We start from the raw sequence: 19,059 nt of genomic DNA on the forward strand, positions 1-19,059 counted from the left end.
GGTCACGGCCCCCCTTCCGATGGTGGGTCGGTGGGACGGCTACGATCTCCGTCCTGAGGGCGAGTCGCCGGGACGGCTAAGGCCCCCGCCCCGAGGGTGAGTTGGCGGGGAGGTCACGGCCCCCCTTCCGATGGTGGGTCGGTGGGACGGCTACGATCTCCGTCCTGAGGGCGAGTCGCCGGGACGGCTAAGGCTCCCGCCCCGAGGGTGAGTTGGCGGGGAGGTCACGGCCCCCCTTCCGAGGGTGAGTCGCCGGGACGGCTAAGGCTCCCGCCCCGAGGGCGAGTTGGCAGGACGGCTGCGACCTCCATCCCGAGGGTGAGTTGGTGGGACGGCTACGATCCCCGTCCCGAGGGCGGGTCGGGGGAACGGCTACGATCCCCGTCCCATGGACGTGGACATGATCGAGCTGACCTACCGGCCCACGCGGGCCGACATCCTCGCCGGGGTCCTGGTGCGTGAGCGCCTCCGTCGCCTGCACCTCGTCCGCTGGGGTTTCACGGCGCTCTTCGGGGCGGCCGCCCTGCTGTCCCTGGCCGCGCGGGAGGCCACCGCGGTGTCGGCCGTACTGGCCGTCTTCTGCGCCCTTCTGATCTGGGCGATGCCCCACTTCCAGGCGCATCACGCGCTGCGTACCGTCTCCTGGCAGGGGGAGTACCGCACGTCCGTCGGCGAGTCGGGGATCACGGCCGAGACCGCGCACGTGACGCTCCTCCAGCGCTGGTCGGTCTTCCGCGGCTACCGAGAGACCCGCGACCACCTCGTGCTGCTCAGCCGCGACCCGAACATCCTGCTCGTGGAGGTGCTGCCGCTGCGCGGGCTGAGCTCCGCCGAGGACGCGGAGCGGCTGCGGGAGCTGCTGGAACGACAGTTGACCCGCCTCTGAGGGGCAGGGGGACGCGCTGTTAGCCTGCTCGGCATGATCGGGAAACGCGCGAGGCTCCGCATATCCGGCTTACCGAGATCGAGCGGCCCGCAGCGTGCCCTCATCGTCGCGAGCTTCGTGAGCCGGGTGGGCAACGGTCTGTTCAACACCGCCGCGATGCTCTACTTCACGCTGGTCGTGCACCTGCCCGCAGTGCAGGTCGGCCTCGGCCTCACGATCGCCGGGCTCGTCGGGCTGCTCGCCGGGATCCCGGCCGGGAACCTGGCGGACCGGTACGGGCCGCGTACGGTCTGGCTGACGGCCGCCATGGCGCAGGCCGTGACGATGGCCGCGTTCGTCCTCATCGACGGCTGGGCCACGTTCACGCTCATCGCCACCCTGGACCGGCTGGCGGCGACGGCGGGCAACGCGGCGGGCGGGGCGCTCATCGCCCGCGCCGGAGGGGAACGCCCGGCCGCCTTCCGGGCGAGGCTCCGCACGTTCGTGAACATCGGCGTGGTCCTGGGCACCCTCGGCGCCGCCTTCGCCGTCACGGTCGACACCCGCGCGGCGTACACCGTGCTGATCCTCGCCAATGCCGCCAGTTTCGCCGGGGCCGGCCTGATCGGCCTCGTCGGCGTCCCGAACTACCAGCCCCTGCCCCGGCCCGAGGAGCACCGCCGCTGGGCCGTCCTGGCCGACCGGCCGTACGTGACCTTCACCGCGCTCTACGGCGCCATGGGCCTGCAGTACCAGACCGTCGCCCTGCTCCTGCCGATCTGGCTCGCCGCCCACACCGACGCCCCCCGCTGGACCGTGGCGGCGGTCAACGCGGTCAACAGCGGGGTGTGCATCCTGCTCCAGAGCCGGATCGGCTCCCGCGTGGAGACGCCCCGCCAGGGCGGCCGGGCGTTCCGTGTCGCCGGGCTGCTCTTCCTGGTCAGCTGCCCCCTGATGGCCCTGACGGCGGACGTCCCGGCCTGGGTCGCGCCCGTGCTCGCCATCCTCGCCGTCTGCGTCCACAGCCTCGGAGAGGTGTGGGAGTCCTCCGGCGGCTGGACCATCGCCTTCGACCTCGCCCCCGACCACGCCCAGGGCCAGTACCAGGGCTTCTTCGGCATCGGCTTCAACGCCGGGCAGGCCCTCGCCCCGGCCGTCCTCACGACCGCCGTCCTCGGCCTCGGCCACGCGGGCTGGCTGCTCCTCGGCGCCTTCTTCGCCGCCGTCGGCGCGGCGGGCCCGCCCGTGGTCGCCTGGGCGGAACGCACCCGCCGCCCCCACCCCGGCACGGCCGGCGCGGAGGAGGTCAGCGCTGCCAGAGGAACGCCGCCTCGCCGCAGTGCTGGCAGCTGAAGACGTAACCGAGGCCCCCTCCGCCGAAGTTCGCCGCGGTGGCGTAGTCGTGGCCCTCCTCCAGCTGCGCGGTGAACGCCATGTGGCGGGCGCAGGCGGGGCAGACGGGGGTCTCGTCGTCCTGGAGCCACTCCGGGGCGCCGCCCAGGCGCCCCAGGACCGGTCGACGGGTGGGGGCGTGCTCGGGGTGGGGGAGCAGAGCGGTGACCGCGCCGAGGGCCGTCTCGCCCTCGGGCGGAACGGCGGCCGGTGCGAGCTCGCCCCGGAAGAGGAAGGCGGCGTTGCCCCCGGAGGTGGCGTCCCAGTCGTCGCACATGCCGGGGTCGTTCTGGCAGAAGAAGACCGCCACCACGCCGAACGGCATCGGGAGGTGGACGAGGAACTGCATGGGCCCGCCGCACTCGCCGCACCGGGGCCAGACGAAGCCGTCCGGGACGAGCGGGACGCCTCCGGTGCGCGGGACGGGCGCATCGGCGGTCGTCGTTCCGCCGTGGATCAGGAGCATGCCGACAGCCTACGGTCGGCATCCGGAGCACGATTCCACGGACGGGGGCTAGTGGGCCTGGAGGACTCCGACGCCCGCGTGCTCCGTCGCCGCCACCGCCAGCGCGCGGACCAGCGGGTGCGGGCGGGTGCCGTCGCCCGAGAGCTCCGGCTGGAAGAGGGTGGCCAGGAAGAACGGGTGGGAGGGGAGTTCGGCGATGCGGATGCCGCCCTCCTCGTCGGCGCCCGTGAAGCGGAGGCCGTGGGCCCGCAGGGTGTCCAGGTGGCGGCTGTCCGCGCCGTAGTTGCAGTGGTAGCGCTCCGTCGTCCGCTCCGCGCCCAGCGCCTTCTCGGCGAGCGAGCCCGGGGTGACGCGTACGACGCCCTCGTGGCCCACGAGCGAGCAGGCGAGCGGCGCGATCAGCAGGTCGTCCGGGTCCGCCGAGGGGTCGTTCTCGGCGTGCGCCGCCCGCTCCAGACCGCAGACGTCCCGGGCGAACTCGATCAGGGTGTGCTGGAAGCCGGCGCAGGTGCCGAGGAACGGGATGCGGTCCTCGCGGGCCGTGCGGATCGCCGCGAGCGCCCCCGCCTCGCTCGCGTACGGGCTGCCCGGCAGCACCCACACCGCGTCGAAGCCCCGCACCGCGCCCGGCGCCTCCGCGTCGACCGTCGGGATCCAGTACGCGTCGAGGGTGAGCCCGTCCCGCTCGGCGAGGGCGTCCAGGAGGAGCGGGATGCGGACGTGCGAGCGGACGTGCGGGGAGCGGTCGCCGACCAGGGCGATCCGGGGGGTGTACGTGTTGGTGTTCATGACCGCCATGCTGGGCGGCGTCCCTCGTTCACGTCCAACGATGATTCCTGCACTCTCCATCGCGGATGCTTATCCTCACCCGGCTAGGGTGGGCGCATGACGAACGATCACGACTGGGAAGCCCGCGTCACCGCGCTCTGGGAGAGCCTCGACGCGCACGAGCCCGCCGACTTCCGCGCCCGTGTCGCCGCACTCGCCGCCGAGCGGCCCGAGGACGACGCGGCCGCCGTCTTCGAGCTGGGCGCCGCCCACGACTCCACCGGCATGCCCGAGGAGGCCGTCGTCCACTACCAGCGGGCCCTCGACCTCGGCCTCACCGGACTGCGCCGCCGCCGGGCCGTCATCCAGCTCGCCAGCAGCCTGCGCAACCTCGGCCGCCCCGACCGCAGCGTCGAACTCCTCACCGCCGAGCGCGCCCTCCCCGCCGACCGGCTCGACGCCGACGAGCAGGCCCTCTCCGGCGCCGTCGACGCCTTCCTCGCCCTCGCCCTCGCCGACACCGGCCGCGACCGCGAGGCCGCCTCCCTCGCCCTCGGCGCCCTCGCCCCCCTGCTGCCCCGCTACAACCGGTCCCTCGCGCACTACGCCAAGGACCTCCTGAAGACGCGCCAGGGCTCCTGAGTGGACCCGCACCTCCTCCGCACCTTCGTCACCGTCGCCCGGCTCGCCTCCTTCTCCGACGCCGCGCGCGACCTCGGCTACACCCAGTCCGCCGTCTCCCAGCACATCGCCGCCCTGGAGGCCGACCTCGGGCTGCCGCTGCTCACCCGGCGGCCCGTCGCCCCCACCCCCGCCGGGGAGCGGCTCCTCGAACACGCCGGGGCGCTGCTGCTCCGCCTCGACGCGGCCCGCGCCGACCTCGACCGGTTCGCCGCCGCGCCCCGCGCGACCCTGGACGTCGCCGCCTCCCCGCTCGCCCTCACCCCCCGCACCCTCGCCGCCCTGCCCGCCACCGGGGCCACCCTGCGCGGGCTGCCCCGCGAGGAGGTGCCCGCCGCCGTCGCCACCGGAGAGGCCGACGCCGGACTCGTCGACGGCATCGCCGCCCCCAGCGACCCGCTGCGGCTCACCGACGTCGCCCCGCTCGCCGCGACCGCCGTCGCCGAGGAACCCCTCGCGGTCGTCCTGCCCGCCCACCACCCGCTCGCCGGACGCCCCGGCGTCCGCCTCGACGACCTCGTCGACGCCCGCTGGCTGGACGCCCCCGACGCGGGCATCCCCCTCGACCGGCTGCGGGCCGTCCACGGCGGGCCCGCCGGGCGCGGCTTCCGCGACGCCCTGCGCTACGAGGGCACCGACACCCGCACCCTCGCGGCCCTCGCCGCCGCCGGGCACGGCCTGGCCCTCCTGCCGCTGCCCGCCGCGCGGGAGGTCCCCGGAGCGGCGGCCGTCCCCCTGGTCGCGCCCCGCCTCGTCCACCGCACCGAACTCCTCCTCCCGGCGGCGGCGGGCGGCGAACCCACCGGACCGGTGGCCGAGTTCGTACGACGGCTCAAGCGCTGACACCCGCAGTCGCTACCCTGTGCGCAACGGCGACGGAAGGCGGACGGGCGTGGGGTGGCTGCGACGAGGACCCAGGCGGGACGGCGACGACGCACCGAGGGACCCCGAGTTCGCGTACTTCTCCCAGCGCGAGGCCGCGCTCTTCCGCGGCCGGGTCCGCGAGACCTTCGCCGAACTCGGGCTCGAAGTCACCGTCTACGCCGACCACGTCATCGACGACAAGGGCCGCCGCTTCGGCCTCGGCAACCTCGCCGCCGTCTGCCACCAGGACCGGCGCGGCCCCCGCGTCTGGCCCGGCATGATCCACCGCCACGTCGGCCTCGTCGTCCGCGCCCTGGACGGCCCGTCCGCGCTCGACACCCTGCCGCCCGAGCAGATCCGCGCCCAGCTCTACCCCCGGGTCGTCAGCGGCGACGGCATCGACGCCGCCTCCTTCGGCTACGCCAGGACCGTCGCCCCCAACCTCTACGAGGTCCTCGCCCTCGACCTGCCGGAGAGCGTCATGATGCTCACCGACGAGGCCCTCGAACGGCTCGGCGACCACGCGCAGCTCCGCGACCGGGCCCTGCGCAACCTGCGCGGGCTGCCCGTCGAGGAGCACGAGACCGTCCGCGACGCCGACGGCATGTGCTTCGAGGTCATCCTCGGCGACTCCTTCTACACCGCCAGCCGCGTCCTCGACCTCGACGGCGTCGCCCGGCGCGTCACCGGCCTCCCGCTCGGCGAGCACGGCGCCCTCGTCGCCCTGCCCTTCCGCCACCAGCTCGCCTTCCACCCCATCCGGGACACCTCGATCATCCCGGCCCTCGGCGCGATGGCCTCCTTCGCCGCCGCCGGGTACGAGGACGTGCCGGGCGCCATCAGCCCGTACGTCTTCTGGTGGCGCGGCGGCACCCTCACCCAGCTCAGCGAGCACGACGAGGAGCGGGGCGAGCTGCGGATCGTCGTCGGCGACGACTTCCACGCCCTCCTGGAACGGCTCATCGCACAGGGGCCCGACCGCCACTGAGCCCAGGCCCCGACCGCCACTGAGCCCAGGGCCCCGGCCACCGCTGACCGGTCGCCCCGCTCCGGTATCCGGTCGCGCCCCGCGCCCCCGCCCGGCAGGATGCTGTACGTCGCACCGGACGCAGACGTCGAGGAGAAGCCACCATGTCGGAACAGGTCGTGCCCTTCACCGCGGACGACTACCGGGCCCGGATGGCCCGCGCCGCCGAGTCCGCCGCCGACGCCGGACTCGCGGGCGTGCTCGTCGCCCCCGGACCCGACCTCGTCTACCTCACCGGCTACCAGCCGACCGCGATCACCGAGCGCCTCACCGTCCTCGTCCTCGCCGCCGGTCAGGAACCCGTCCTCGTCGTCCCCACCCTGGAGGCGCCCGACGCCGAGAAGGCCGTCGGCGCCGCCGCGCTGACCCTGCGGGACTGGACCGACGGCAAGGACCCGTACGCCGTCACCGCCCCCCTCCTCGACGTCGACGGCCGCTTCGGCGTCAGCGACAACGCCTGGGCCATGCACCTCCTCGGCCTCCAGCAGGCCCTGCCCGGCACCTCGTACGTCTCCCTCACCGAGGCCCTGCCGATGCTCCGGGGCGTCAAGGACGCCCACGAGCTGGCCAGGATCGCGGCCGCCGGGGCCGCCGCCGACCAGGCGTACGGCGAGATCCTCAAGGTCCGCTTCGCCGGTCGCAAGGAGACCGACGTCGCCGCCGACCTCGCCCGGCTCCTCATGGAGTTCGGCCACTCCCAGGTCGACTTCACCGTCGTCGGCTCCGGCCCCAACGGCGCCAACCCGCACCACGAGGCCGGCGACCGGACCATCGAGCGCGGCGACATGGTCGTCCTCGACTTCGGCGGCCTCAAGCACGGCTACGGCTCCGACACCACCCGCACCGTCCACGTCGGCGAGCCCACCGACGAGGAGCGCCGCGTCCACGACCTCGTCCGCGAGGCCCAGCAGGCCGGCTTCGAGGCCGTCCGCCCCGGCGTCGCCTGCCAGGAGGTCGACCGCGCGGCCCGCAAGGTCATCACCGACGCCGGCTACGGCGAGTACTTCATCCACCGCACCGGCCACGGCATCGGCGTCACCACCCACGAACCCCCGTACATGATCGAGGGCGAGGAACTCCCCATCGTCCCCGGCATGTGCTTCTCCATCGAACCCGGCGTCTACCTCCCGGGCCGCTTCGGCGTCCGCATCGAGGACATCGTCACGGCCACGGAGGACGGCGCGGGCCGCCGCTTCAACAACACCCCGCGCGAGATGGCGATCGTCGAGTAGCGCCCCACCGGCCGGATCAGCCGTCGGCCAGGACGATCGCCGACTCGCCCGGGAGGCGGAGCAGTCCGTCCGCCGCCGGGGCGTCGACCGGGTCCCAGGAGGCCAGGACCCGGTCGCGGCCGTTGGAGCCGAGGGGGATGACCGCGGGCTCCCCGCCCAGGTTGACGGCGACCCGCAGGTCGCCGCGCCGGAAGACCAGCCAGCGGGCCTCCTCGTCGAAGGCGACCTTCACGCCCCCGAGGTCCGGGTCCGTCAGGTCGGGCAGGGTGCGGCGCAAGGCGATGAGCTGGCGGTGCCAGGCGAGGAGCCGCTTGTGCGGGTCCCGTTCGCGTTCGGAGCGGTCGAGGACCGAGCGGTCGCGGGTGGCCGGCTCCTGAGGGTCGGGGACCTCGTCCTCGGACCAGCCGTGCGCCGCGAACTCCCGCTTGCGGCCCCGCCGTACGGCCTCCGCGAGCTCCGGGTCGGTGTGGTCGGTGAAGTACATCCAGGGCGTGCTCGCCCCCCACTCCTCGCCCATGAACAGCATCGGCACCGAGGGGCCCGTGAGGACCAGCGTCGCCGCGCAGGCGAGCAGACCGGGGGAGAGCGAGGCCGAAAGGCGGTCGCCGAGGGCCCTGTTGCCGATCTGGTCGTGCGTCTGCGCGTAGCCCAGGAAGCGGTGGGCGGGGGTGCGCTCCCGGTCCACCGGACGCCCGTGGTGGCGGCCCCGGAAGGACGAGTACGTGCCGTCGTGGAAGAAGACCCGGGTGAGCGTCTTGGCGAGCGCCGCCATCGGGGCGCGCGCGAAGTCGGCGTAGTATCCCTGCGATTCGCCGGTCAGGGCGGTGTGCAGGGCGTGGTGGAAGTCGTCGTTCCACTGGGCGTGGACCCCGAGGCCGCCGAGCGTGCGGGGGGTCGTCGTGCGCGGGTCCGCGAGGTCGGACTCGGCGATCAGGAAGTGCTGGCGGCCCTGCTCCTTCGCCAACTCGTCCACGGCGGACGACAGTTCCTCCAGGAAGGTCAGTGCCCGCGTGTCGGCCAGGGCGTGCACCGCGTCCAGCCGCAGCCCGTCGATCCGGTAGTCCCGCAGCCAGGCGAGCGCGCTCCCCAGGAAGTACGCCCGCACCTCGTCCGAACCCGGCGCGTCCAGGTTCACCGCCGCGCCCCACGGCGTGTGGTGGGTGTCCGTGAAGTACGGCCCGAAGGACGGGAGACGGTTGCCCGACGGGCCCAGGTGGTTGTGCACCACGTCGAGGACCACGCCCATGCCGAGCCCGTGCGCCGCGTCCGTGAACCGCTTCAGCGCCTCCGGACCGCCGTACGGCTCGTGCACCGCCCACGGCGCCACCCCGTCGTACCCCCAGCCCCGCACCCCGGGGAACGGGCACAGCGGCATCAGCTCCACATGGGTGACGCCGAGGCCCGCGAGCTCCCCGAGCCGCGCGGCCGCCGCGTCGAGCGTGCCCTCCGGGGTGAAGGTGCCGACGTGCAGCTCGTACAGGACGGCGCCGCGCAGCCGCAGCCGCGGGGACCCGTTCCGCCAGGCGTACGCCGAGTGGTCGACGACCGCGCTCAGCCCGTCCGGCCCGTCGGGCAGCCGGCGCGAGCGCGGATCGGGGAGCACGGGCCCGCCGTCGAGCGAGAAGCCGTACCGGTCGCCGTCCCCGGCGGGCACCACGCCCGACCACCAGCCGTCCCGCTCCGCGTCCCGGTCCAGGGGATGGGCGGAGCCGTTCAGCTCCAGCGTCACCCGGTCACGGGCGCTCGGCGCCCACACCTCGAAGAGCACGGGAATCCCCTCGTCGACGGTCACTCACGCACGGTTACCGCGACCATCCTGGCAGTCAGGAACCCGACGCGCCCGGCACGTCCCACACGTAGTTGACCGCGTGCTCGAACGCCACGTAGCCCGCGCGGGCGAACGACGCCGCCATCGGCACGTTCCCCAGGTCCGTCGCCGCCCGGATCCGGGGCACCTCGGCGGCGGCCAGGATCCGGGTCCCCTCCGCCAGGATGTCGTCGACGTACCCGTGCCCGCGATGGGCGGGCAGCACACCGATGTACGCGATCGTGTGGTGGTAGTTGTTCCGCGCGGGGACGACGAAGCCGACCGGCTCGCCGCTCCCCGGCAGCTGGGCGACCCGCCACCACGCGCGCGGCGAGGAGTAGTTCCCGAGCTCCTCGTCGAAGTGCAGCTCCGCCGCCTCCCGCGCCGACAGGCCCGAGGCCAGGTCGGCCTGCCCGTGCGCGTCGAGCGTGCCCTCCATCACCGGCGTCATCAGCGCCACCAGGTCCTCGCGGTCCCGCACAGGACGGAACTCAAGACGACCCTTCGGCTCCGGTACGGGGGTGCCGGGCCGCCACTCCAGACGCAGCCGCTCGACCAGCGGGCGCGCGCCCGTGCGCTCCAGGACGGAGAACACCGACCCCAGGAGCGCCCGGGTCTCCGGCACCTCGCGCCAGTCCGCCGGCATGAACCGCCCGAACTCGGGGCGCCGCGCCCCCGCCGGGACCACCGCGGCCGTCGCCGTCTCCAGGAGCCGCAGACCGACCTCGGCGCGCTCCTCCTCGGACAGCTCCGGGGCGAGGTCGAAGAAGTCGAGCGCCTGCGGCCCGGCCCCCGGCGTGCCCGTCCACCAGGCGAGCCGGCCGAGGAGCCGGTCGCCGTCGAGCGCCACCCACATCCAGCCGGGGAGGCGGCGGCCGGTGGCGAGGTCGTCGGCGAGCTCGTGGTCGAGCGAGTACGTGAGGCGGAGGAACAGGTCGAGTTCCCCGGGCCCGTCGAGCGGGCGGATGACGAGGTCGGTGGTGGACGGTGCGGAAGACGTGGTCACGTCGTGGTTCCCCCGGGGGATCTGTGGTTGCAGAGCCCGCAGACCGTAACAGCGATGTCGCCGTACCGGTACGGAGTTTCCAGGTCAGCGGCCCTTCTGGACACGTCGGGGCCGACCGGCGGACAATCAGTTGCGTGACGACCCCTTTCGAGCTTCCGGCGAACTCTCCTCGGCTGACCGACGCCGAGCGGGACCGCGCGCTGGGGCTGCTCCGTGAGGGCGCCGCTCAGGGCCGCCTCTCGCACGACACCTTCCTCTTCCGGATGGAGCGCGCGCTCCAGGCCCGGCGGCCCGACGAACTCGCCCTGCTCACCGCCGACCTGAGGACCGAGGGCACCTGGACCCGGCGCGTCGTCGGCGCGGTCGAGAAGATGTCCGCGTTCACGGCGCGGATCGGGCGGGCCTGGAGCGCCGAGCGGCTGCCGAAGCTGCTCCTGCCGCACCCGGGCCCGTATCCGCTGCGGATCGGCCGCGACCCGGTCAACGGGCTGCGGCTCAGTCACGAGACGGCCTCGCGGCTGCACGCCGAACTCTCGCTCCAGAGCGGGACCTGGGTGCTGCGCGACCTCGGCTCGACGAACGGCACCACCGTCAACGGACGCCGGGTCACCGGCGCCGTGGCGGTCCGGCCGGGGGACGTCGTCGGCTTCGGCCAGATGTCCTTCCGGCTGTCGCACGACTGAAACGCACGGCACGACTGAACCGCACGGCACAAATGAACCGCACGGCACAGCTGAAATGCACGGCATGGGCTGAATCGGACCTCGTGGGCGTTCACCCGTTCGGCGGTACGCGGCGGGCGGTGGGGCCCCCGCGATGATGGGCTGGGCAGACGCGCGCCATGATCTCCGGCCGCGGCACCCACCGCCGACCGACAGGGGGCGCGATGAGCGACGAGCCGAAGCGGGGCACGGGGAACGACCTGCCTTCCGGGGGCCGCCCGCCTTCCGGGGACCGCCTGTCTCCCGGGAACCGCCTGTCCTCCGGGGATCCCTGGACGCGACTGCCGTCGATGGCGCCGGCGCCGCCCGCGGGGGCGGCCGTCCCCGGGCGGGTACGGACCCTCGCCGACCCGGCCGCCGCCGGGCCCGTCCCGCCCGGCGGGCGGACCGTCGCGCCCAGTCCGCTCGACCCCGGCGCCTCGCGCGACCCGCACGGGATCCACCGGACCCTGCGCGAGGAGTTCCCGCTCACGTACGACCCGCTGCTGCGGGCCTGGGTCCTCAGCCGGTACGCGGACGTGGCCGCCGCCCTCACCGACGCGCGCTTCACGCACGGGCACCGGCCCGGCGACCCGCCGTGCGCGCGGGCCCACGTCGACGTCGACATCGAGGCCCTGCGCGCGGTCACCGAACGGACGGCCTACGTCCTGGCCCGCCGGATCGCCGAACGGCCCCAGGCCGACCTGGTCGCCGACTTCTGCCACTGGCTGCCCGCCGGAACCGTCGCCGCCGCCGTCGGCGTGCCCTACCGCGACATGATGCGGCTCGTGCGCGGCCGGGCGGCGGGCGCGCTCGCGGGGGAGTGCGGCGGCCAGATCGCCGTACGGGAGAAGGCGCTCGCCTCCTTCCTCGGCAACGTCCTCGCCGATCCCGACCAGGTCGCCGCCCTCCGCGACGCGCCCGCCGGTCTGGTCTCCCGCGCCTGGACCGAGTCGCTGCGCCGGGACCCGCCCGTGCAGATCGCCGTGCGCCGCACCGCCGCCGAGGTGCCGGTGAGCGGCGGTGTCATCCCGGCGGGCGCGTCCGTCGCCCTGCTCGTCGGCTCGGCGGGACGCGACCCGGAGCGGTTCCGCGAGCCCGATCGTTTCGATCCCTTTCGCAACGACCCGGGCCAGCTCACCTACGGGTCGGGCTTCTGCCCGGCGGTCCTCCTGGCCGGATTCGAGGCCGAGTACGCCCTGCGGGCCCTCTTCACGGCCATGCCCCGCCTGCGTCTCGCCGACGGCTTCCGTCCCGTGTCCACGGGCCTCATCACCCGCGCTCCCCGCAGTCTCATCGTCCGGCCGGGCGGCTGAGAGGCCCCGTCCCCGCTGCTAGGGTGACGTGCGCCCGTCAACCGGACGCTTGAACTGCCACTTTCCACGGGGATTTACATATGAACATGCGCCATGTCCGTGCCATCGCCGTCTTCGGCGTCGCGGTCGTCGCCCTGACCGGCGCCCGCGGCTCGCACGGCGGCAGCTGCGGCGGCGGCCACAGCTCCGGCAGCCACAGCAGCAGCAACCACGGCGACGACCACGACGGCACCTCGGGCAGCGGCTCCGGCGGCTCCGTGTCCGGCAGCACGGGCAGCGCCGACAAGGCCATCCGCGATCTGACCGTCGACTCGTGCAAGTACGACCCGGCGACCAGGAACCTGGTCGCCCGGATCACCGTGAAGAACGACAACACGTTCGACTACGACTACGACTTCACGACGGAGTTCAAGGGCGACACGGGCACCGGTGTCGCCCCGGCCAGCGTGAGGACGACCGCCGTCGCGGTCGCCGCGGGCGCCTCCAAGAGCGTCGACGTGTCCACCCGGTACCCCGGAACCGGTGACGCCTCCGAGTACACCGAGTGCTGGGTCACGCGGGCGTCCCGCTCCTGACCTCGGACGCGGCCGGGTTCGTACGGCCCGGCCGCAGCACCGAGGCGAGCAGCAGGACGCCGGGGAGAACTCCGGCGACGGTCCTGATCGCGACGACCGGGAGGTCGAGGGCCGCGAGCGCCAGGCCCGCCGCGCCGCAGACCGCGATCGAGGCTCCGAGCGCGTGGAGCGCGGGCCTGCGCCAGGCGACCGCCAGGCCGAAGAAGTGCACGCCGACGACGAAGGCGATCCAGCCCACGGACGCCTCCGGGGCATGCAGCACGCGGGCGATCACGAAGAGTCCGGCCGCGAGCCCGGCCACCTCGACCGCCACCACGTACCAGTAGCGCCGGCCGAACCGGGTGCCGGATTCGGCCGGTGCCGATGTTGTTGCCGCCGCCCGGCCGCGCCGCCCGAGGACGGCCACCCAGAGGAACCCGGCGAGGGACAGCAGCCGTAGCGGCGCGGCGACCGCCGTCGGCAGGGCGACCGCGTTGGCCTGGATGAACACGAGTCCGAACGCGGCGCCGATGATCCGCCCGGTCTGATCTTTCGTCATGATCATCAGCTTGTCATGGCCGTGGCATCACGACTCACTCCACCCGGGCCAGCAGCGCCACCGGCCGCTCCTCGAACAGCTCCGCCAGCTTGACCTCCGTCGCCGGGCCGCCCGTGAACTCCCGTACGCCGTCGAGCGCGTCGGTCCAGCGCCCCTCGGGCAGCACCAGCTCCGTGTCCTGCCAGCCGCCCGCCCGGGCGAGCCGCAGGGAGAGCCGGGTCACGGCCGTGATCACCCGGCCGGAGCGGGCGAAGGCCAGGCAGTGCGCGGCCGCCGGGCCCTCCGCCGCCAGCGGGACGTACGTGCCGCCCGGGCCGAAGGCCTCCGGACGCGCGCGCCGCAGCCGCAGCGCCGCCCGGACCAGAGCGGTGTGGTCGTCGTCCGCGCCGACCGCGAACGGCGCCCGGTTGTCCGGGTCGACGAGCGCCCGGTACTCCCGCTCCGTGTTCTGGTAGAGCTCCGGCACCCCCGGCATCGTCAGCTGCGCGAGCAGGGCGCCCAGGGCGTGCGCCCGGATGTGCGGCTCCAGGGCGAAGGCCGCCGCCGAGGCCGCCCGGAGCGGGATCCGGCCGGGCCCGGCCGCCGCGAACTCGGCCACCGCCCGCTCGTACGCCGCGTCCGGCTCGGTCCAGCTGGTCCGCAGCCCCGCCTCCCGTACGGACTTGAGGATCGCCGGAACGAGCCGGTCGGGGTCCGGGGCGCCGAAGCCGAAGGCCGTCTGCCAGGCCGTCCACGCCACGTGCGGATCGGGCGCGGGCACCCCCGAGACCTCCGCGAGGAGCTCCGCCCACACCTCCGGGCACTGGGCGAGCACCGCGATGGCGGCCCGGACGTCCGCGCTGCGCTTGGTGTCGTGGGTGGAGAGCACGGTGCCGGTGCCCGGCCAGTCCCGGGCGATCCGCAGGCAGTACGCGTGGAACTCCTCCACCGGCACCGCCGGACGCCCCGCGTCCCCGCCGACCTCGTTCGCCGAGAGCAGCGGCGTGTACCGGTAGAAGGCCGTGTCCTCCACGGACTTGGCCCGCAGCGCGGAGGACGTCTGCGCGAACCGCGCGCGGAACGCCCGGTGTTCGGGACCGTCGCCGAGCGCGCCGAGCGCCAGGTCCCGCACGACGTCGACCGCCGCCGCCTCCTCCGGCACCGCGAACGCGGCCTTCGCGCCGCGCGCCGCCTCCGGGGTCAGCACCTCCTCGCCGCCCGTCCGGTAGGTCCGGTAGACGGGGACGCGGACGAGGAGCTCGCGGACCGCGGTGCGCAGCGCCCAGGGGGCGTGGTCCCGCAGCGCCGGGTCGGCGGCGCAGATCCGGCCGGCGATCCGGGTCAGCGCGGCCGTCTCCGAGGCCAGGTCATGGGTGACCACCTCGTACGCCGCGCGGCGCTCGGTCGCCTCCCAGCGGCCGCCCCGGTCCCCGGCCTTGCCGACGAACTCCCGGTAGACGTCGGCGAGTTCGGCGACTCCCAGCGGGTCGGTGAAGACGCCGTCGAGCCGCCGCAGCGCGTCGTACCCGGTGGTGCCCGCGACCGGCCAGGAGGCGGGCAGGGTCTCCGCGCCCGTGAGGATCTTCTCGACGACCGTCCAGCAGCGCCCGCCGGTCGCCTCCCTCAGGTCCTCCAGGTAGCCCTGCGGGTCGGCGAGCCCGTCCGGGTGGTCGATGCGCAGCCCCTCGATCACCCCGTCCGCGACCAGCTCCACGATCTTCGCGTGGCTCGCCGCGAACACCCCGGGGTCCTCCACCCGCACCCCGATGAGCTCCGAGACGGTGAAGAAGCGCCGGTAGTTGAGCTCGGTGCGGGCCAGCCGCCACCAGCCGAGCCGGTACCACTGGGCGTCGAGCAGCTCGTCGAGCGGCAGGTCCTCGGTGCCGGGGCGGAGCGGGAACTCCTGGCCGTCCAGGTGCAGGGAGCCGTCCGCGACCCGGAACCGGTCCCGTACCTCCGGGAGCCGCGCGGGCAGCACCGGGAGCAGCAGCCGCCCGTCCCCGGCCCGCCAGTCGACGTCGAACCAGCGGGCGTACGGCGAGTCCGGGCCGTCGCGGAGCACGGCGCGCAGCGCTTGGTTGTGCCGGGGGGAGGCCGCCATGTGGTTGGGCACCAGGTCCACGACCAGGCCGAGGCCGTGCGCCCGCGCGGTCGCCGCGAGTGCCCGCAGCCCCTCCTCGCCGCCCAGTTCGGCCCGTACGCGGCCGTGGTCGGTGACGTCGTAGCCGTGGGTCGAGCCGGGCACCGCCTCCAGGACCGGGGAGAGGTGCAGATGCGAGACGCCGAGGCCGGCCAGGTGCGGCACGGCGCGCTCGGCGGCCGCGAACGGGAACTCCGGCTGGAGCTGGAGCCGGTAGGTCGACGTGGGTGGATTGGGCGTCATGCGAACGTACGTACCCCGCCGGAGGGCTTCTGTGTCATCGCCCCATGCGCCCGTTCGAGTGCATCGCGTTACGTTCGCGTGATGCTTCGGATGTATCGCGACACGCTGTCCCTGCTCGGACCGGCCCTGCCGGTCGTCTCCTTCCTCGGCCGGCTGCCCACCGCCATGTGCCAGCTCGGCAGTCTGCTCCTGGTCGCCGAGACGAGCGGCTCGCTCGCCACCGCCGGCCTCACGGGCGGGGCGCTCGCCGCGGGACAGACCGTCGCCGGGCCCGTCATCGGCCGGCTCGCCGACCGGCACGGACAGCGCGGGGTCGTCCTCGCGGCCTCCCTGGCCAACGCGGTCGCCGTCACGGCCCTGGTCCTCGCCGCCCTCGCCGACGCGCCCACCGGCGCGCTCATGGTGCTGGGCGCGCTCGCCGGGGCCACCGTCCCGCAGGTCGGACCGCTCGCCCGGACCCGCTCCGTGGCCCTCGCCCGCCGCTCCGGCGCGGACGACCGGCTCGTCGGCGCGGTGCTCTCCTTCGAGGGCACCCTCGACGAGGTCTCCTTCGTCCTCGGCCCGGCCCTCGTCGGCCTCGCCGCCGCCCTCGCCCACCCGGCCGCCGCGCTCCTCCTGGCGGCGCTGCTGCTCGCCGTCTGCGGGACGGCCTTCGCCCTCCATCCGACGGCCCGGGCGATCGCGCCGGCGGCTTCCACCCGTACGAGTGCCGCCGAACGGACGCGGCTGCCGGGATCCGCGTACGCCCTGCGCGTCACGATGGTCCTCCAGGGCGCCATGTTCGGCGCCTCGCAGGCCGGGATCACCGCCCTCACCGAGGAGCTCGGCGTCCCCGCCCAGGCCGGGCTCGTCTACGCCGCCATGGGCGTCATGAGCGCCGCCGTCGGCCTCTCCATGGCCGCCGTGCCCGCCCGGATCGGGCTCACCACCCGCTGGCGCGCCGCCACCGCCGGGCTCGTCGTCCTCTCCGTACCGCTGCTGTTCGTCGGCTCCCTGGGCGCGCTGTACGCGGTCGTCATCGTCCTCGGCGCCGCCTACGCCCCGCATCTGATCACCGTCTTCGGGCTCACCGAGCGGACCGTGCCGGCCACCCGGCTCGCCGAGTCGATGGCCTTCCTCACCAGCGGGATCGTGGGCGGTCAGGCCCTGGCCCTCGCCGTCTCCGGCCGGCTCGCCGAGGGGCAGGGCGCCCCCGCCGCCTTCGCGGTGGCGGTGGGGGCGGGCGCGGCCTGCGCGGTGCTGTCCTGGACGGTCCGGGTCGCGTCTCCCGTGCGGGAAGAACTCACGCCGGCGGCGTGAGCCCCGTACGGGAAGCACTCAGGCCGGCCTCCGCAGCACCGTCAGGCTGAGCGGCGCGAGGGTCACCCGCTCGCCGGCCGTGATCTCCGGGCCCTCCTGCGGCGGCATCCCCTCCGGGTCCGAGGTGTCCACGACCATCCGCCAGCAGCGGCCGTGGCTGTCCGGGACCGCGAACTCCAGCTCCTTCGACGAGGCGTTGAACATCAGCAGGAAGGAGTCGTCGGCGATCCGCTCGCCCTGGGGGCCCGGCTCCGAGATGGCGTTGCCGTTGAGGAAGACGGTCAGTGCCTGGGCGTGCGCCGCCTGCCAGTCGCGGGAGGTCATCTCCTCGCCCTCGGGCGTGAACCAGGCGATGTCGGTCAGCTCGTCGTGGGTGCCCTCCACCGGCCGGCCGTGGAAGAAGCGGCGGCGCCGGAAGACCGGATGCTCCCGGCGCAGCCGGACCATCGCACGCGTGAAGCGCAGCAGGGTGGCCTCCGCCTCGCTGTTCTCCTTCGGCCACCGCACCCAGGAGACCTCGTTGTCCTGGCAGTACGCGTTGTTGTTGCCGCCCTGCGTCCGCCCGAACTCGTCGCCGTGGCTGAGCATCGGCACGCCCTGCGAGAGCATCAGGGTGGCGAGGAAGTTGCGCGTCTGGCGGGCGCGCAGCTCCGCGATCCCCACGTCCTCGGTCTCGCCCTCCACCCCGCAGTTCCACGACCGGTTGTAGCTCTCGCCGTCCCGGTTGCCCTCGCCGTTCGCCTCGTTGTGCTTGTCGTTGTACGAGACGAGGTCCCGCAGGGTGAAACCGTCGTGGCAGGTCACGAAGTTGACCGAGGCGAGCGGCCGCCGCCCGTCGTCCTGGTACAGGTCGGAGGAGCCGGTCAGCCGGGAGGCGAACTCGGCGAGCGTGCGCGGCTCGCCCCGCCACAGGTCCCGCACGCAGTCCCGGTACTTGCCGTTCCACTCGGTCCACAGCGGCGGGAAGTTCCCCACCTGGTAGCCGCCCTCGCCCACGTCCCACGGCTCGGCGATCAGCTTCACCTGGCTCACCACCGGGTCCTGCTGCACCAGGTCGAAGAACGAGGACAGCCGGTCCACCTCGTGGAACTGGCGGGCCAGCGTGGCCGCCAGGTCGAAGCGGAAGCCGTCCACGTGCATCTCGGTCACCCAGTACCGCAGCGAGTCCATGATCAGCTGGAGCACGTGCGGGGAGCGCATGAGCAGCGAGTTCCCGGTGCCGGTGGTGTCCGTGTAGTACCGGGGATCGTCCGCGAGCCGGTAGTACGAGGGGTTGTCCAGGCCCCGCATGGAGAGCGTCGGGCCCAGGTGGTTGCCCTCGGCGGTGTGGTTGTAGACCACGTCGAGGATGACCTCGATGCCCGCCTGGTGCAGTGCCCGGACCGCCGACTTGAACTCCAGGACCTGCTGGCCCCGGTCGCCCCAGGACGCGTAGGCGTTGTGCGGGGCGAAGAAGCCGATCGTGTTGTAGCCCCAGTAGTTGGAGAGCCCCGCGTCCACGAGCCGGTGGTCGTTCACGAACTGGTGAACGGGCATCAGTTCGAGAGCGGTGACGCCCAGTTCCTTCAGATGGCCGATGACCGAGGGGTGCGCGAGGCCCGCGTACGTCCCGCGCAGCTCCTCCGGAAGGTCCGGGTGCAGCATCGTCAGGCCCTTCACGTGGGCCTCGTAGATCACCGTGTGGTGGTACTCGGTGCGCGGACGCCGGTCGTCGCCCCAGTCGAAGTAGGGGTTCACGACCACCGAGGTCATCGTGTGCGGCCCCGAGTCGAGGTCGTTGCGCGCGTCCGGCCGCCCGAAGGGGTAGCCGTACACCGCCTCGCCCCACTTCACCTGCCCCGACACCGCGCGCGCGTACGGGTCGAGCAGCAGCTTCGCCGCGTTGCAGCGCAGCCCGCGCTCCGGCGCGTACGGGCCGTGCACCCGGAACCCGTACCGCTGACCGGGCATCACGCCCGGCAGATAGGCGTGCCGCACGAACGCGTCGGTCTCGCGCAGCTCCACCGCCGTCTCCGAGCCGTCGTCGTGCAGCAGACACAGCTCGATCCTGTGGGCGGCCTCCGAGAAGACCGCGAAGTTGGTGCCCGCTCCGTCATAGGTGGCGCCCAGGGGGTACGCCTGTCCCGGCCAGACCTGCATGGATACGACTCTTCCTCTTCT

The 19,059-nt window shown here is 74.2% G+C and carries 17 protein-coding genes; 10 read left to right on the forward strand and 7 right to left on the reverse strand.

Going from position 1 to position 19,059, the window contains the following annotated elements; translation table 11 throughout:
* Nucleotides 1-388 precede the first annotated feature (388 nt).
* Together ACH4TP_RS09820 and ACH4TP_RS09825 are read left to right on the forward strand one after the other, a co-directional pair.
* A complete protein-coding gene (locus tag ACH4TP_RS09820) occupies nt 389-886 on the forward strand; it encodes a YcxB family protein (protein WP_398436900.1) in 498 nt (165 codons plus the stop codon).
* Nucleotides 887-919: 33 nt separating this feature from the next.
* Nucleotides 920-2,218, forward strand: coding sequence for an MFS transporter (locus ACH4TP_RS09825; protein WP_398436902.1), 1,299 nt, complete (start codon nt 920-922; stop codon nt 2,216-2,218).
* On the opposite strand, the gene ACH4TP_RS09830 is transcribed toward ACH4TP_RS09825, so the two are convergent.
* Both ACH4TP_RS09830 and ACH4TP_RS09835 read right to left on the reverse strand, forming a co-directional pair.
* Complete coding sequence (locus ACH4TP_RS09830; RefSeq protein ID WP_389227019.1) at nt 2,172-2,723, reverse strand: hypothetical protein; 552 nt, start codon at nt 2,721-2,723, stop codon at nt 2,172-2,174. The two genes, ACH4TP_RS09825 and ACH4TP_RS09830, sit on opposite strands and share 47 nt — an antisense overlap.
* A gap of 48 nt (nt 2,724-2,771) precedes the next feature.
* Nucleotides 2,772-3,512 (reverse strand): hypothetical protein, encoded by a 741-nt coding sequence (locus tag ACH4TP_RS09835; protein ID WP_398436904.1) that lies wholly within the window; start codon nt 3,510-3,512, stop codon nt 2,772-2,774.
* 96 nt (nt 3,513-3,608) lie between these two features.
* Here ACH4TP_RS09835 and ACH4TP_RS09840 point away from each other — a divergent pair, with 96 nt between their 5' ends.
* The 4 genes from ACH4TP_RS09840 (at nt 3,609) to ACH4TP_RS09855 (ending at nt 7,295) form a co-directional block, all read left to right on the forward strand.
* Complete coding sequence (locus ACH4TP_RS09840) at nt 3,609-4,133, forward strand: tetratricopeptide repeat protein (protein ID WP_389227025.1); 525 nt, start codon at nt 3,609-3,611, stop codon at nt 4,131-4,133.
* A complete protein-coding gene (locus ACH4TP_RS09845) occupies nt 4,134-5,015 on the forward strand; it encodes a LysR family transcriptional regulator (protein WP_389227028.1) in 882 nt (293 codons plus the stop codon). It begins immediately after the preceding gene.
* A gap of 49 nt (nt 5,016-5,064) precedes the next feature.
* Nucleotides 5,065-6,024, forward strand: coding sequence for a hypothetical protein (locus tag ACH4TP_RS09850; protein ID WP_389227031.1), 960 nt, complete (start codon nt 5,065-5,067; stop codon nt 6,022-6,024).
* A 143-nt stretch (nt 6,025-6,167) separates the two neighbouring features.
* Nucleotides 6,168-7,295: an aminopeptidase P family protein gene (locus tag ACH4TP_RS09855; protein ID WP_398185616.1), complete on the forward strand. Its 1,128-nt coding sequence runs from the start codon at nt 6,168-6,170 to the stop codon at nt 7,293-7,295.
* Nucleotides 7,296-7,311: 16 nt separating this feature from the next.
* On the opposite strand, the gene treZ is transcribed toward ACH4TP_RS09855, so the two are convergent.
* Nucleotides 7,312-9,063, reverse strand: coding sequence for a malto-oligosyltrehalose trehalohydrolase (treZ, locus tag ACH4TP_RS09860; protein WP_398437818.1), 1,752 nt, complete (start codon nt 9,061-9,063; stop codon nt 7,312-7,314).
* Nucleotides 9,064-9,118: 55 nt separating this feature from the next.
* Nucleotides 9,119-10,108, reverse strand: coding sequence for a GNAT family N-acetyltransferase (locus tag ACH4TP_RS09865; protein WP_398185613.1), 990 nt, complete (start codon nt 10,106-10,108; stop codon nt 9,119-9,121).
* Nucleotides 10,109-10,242: 134 nt separating this feature from the next.
* On the opposite strand from ACH4TP_RS09865, the gene ACH4TP_RS09870 reads away from it, so the two are divergent.
* The 3 genes from ACH4TP_RS09870 to ACH4TP_RS09880 all read left to right on the forward strand — a co-directional run bounded on the left by ACH4TP_RS09870 (nt 10,243) and on the right by ACH4TP_RS09880 (nt 12,700).
* A complete protein-coding gene (locus ACH4TP_RS09870) occupies nt 10,243-10,791 on the forward strand; it encodes an FHA domain-containing protein (RefSeq protein WP_398185610.1) in 549 nt (182 codons plus the stop codon).
* Nucleotides 10,792-11,120: 329 nt separating this feature from the next.
* Complete coding sequence (locus tag ACH4TP_RS09875) at nt 11,121-12,125, forward strand: cytochrome P450 (protein ID WP_389227043.1); 1,005 nt, start codon at nt 11,121-11,123, stop codon at nt 12,123-12,125.
* Between the two features lie 86 nt (nt 12,126-12,211).
* Nucleotides 12,212-12,700 carry a hypothetical protein gene (locus tag ACH4TP_RS09880; protein ID WP_398185607.1) on the forward strand — a complete coding sequence of 163 codons (489 nt, stop codon included), beginning with the start codon at nt 12,212-12,214 and terminating at the stop codon, nt 12,698-12,700.
* Here the strand turns inward: ACH4TP_RS09880 and ACH4TP_RS09885 are convergent.
* Together ACH4TP_RS09885 and treY are read right to left on the reverse strand one after the other, a co-directional pair.
* Nucleotides 12,678-13,238, reverse strand: a complete 561-nt coding sequence (locus tag ACH4TP_RS09885; RefSeq protein ID WP_389227049.1) for a hypothetical protein — start codon at nt 13,236-13,238, stop codon at nt 12,678-12,680. The genes ACH4TP_RS09880 and ACH4TP_RS09885 overlap by 23 nt on opposite strands.
* A 34-nt stretch (nt 13,239-13,272) precedes the next feature.
* Complete coding sequence (gene treY, locus ACH4TP_RS09890) at nt 13,273-15,600, reverse strand: malto-oligosyltrehalose synthase (protein ID WP_398436908.1); 2,328 nt, start codon at nt 15,598-15,600, stop codon at nt 13,273-13,275.
* Nucleotides 15,601-15,690: 90 nt separating this feature from the next.
* Here treY and ACH4TP_RS09895 point away from each other — a divergent pair, with 90 nt between their 5' ends.
* Nucleotides 15,691-16,899 (forward strand): MFS transporter, encoded by a 1,209-nt coding sequence (locus ACH4TP_RS09895; RefSeq protein ID WP_398437820.1) that lies wholly within the window; start codon nt 15,691-15,693, stop codon nt 16,897-16,899.
* Nucleotides 16,900-16,917: 18 nt separating this feature from the next.
* Here the strand turns inward: ACH4TP_RS09895 and glgX are convergent, their stop codons facing one another.
* Nucleotides 16,918-19,038, reverse strand: a complete 2,121-nt coding sequence (gene glgX, locus ACH4TP_RS09900) for a glycogen debranching protein GlgX (protein WP_389227055.1) — start codon at nt 19,036-19,038, stop codon at nt 16,918-16,920.
* Nucleotides 19,039-19,059 lie beyond the last annotated feature (21 nt).

Origin of the sequence: Streptomyces sp. NPDC021012 (assembly GCF_044333355.1) — a bacterium.
Classification (GTDB): Bacteria; Actinomycetota; Actinomycetes; order Streptomycetales; family Streptomycetaceae; genus Streptomyces.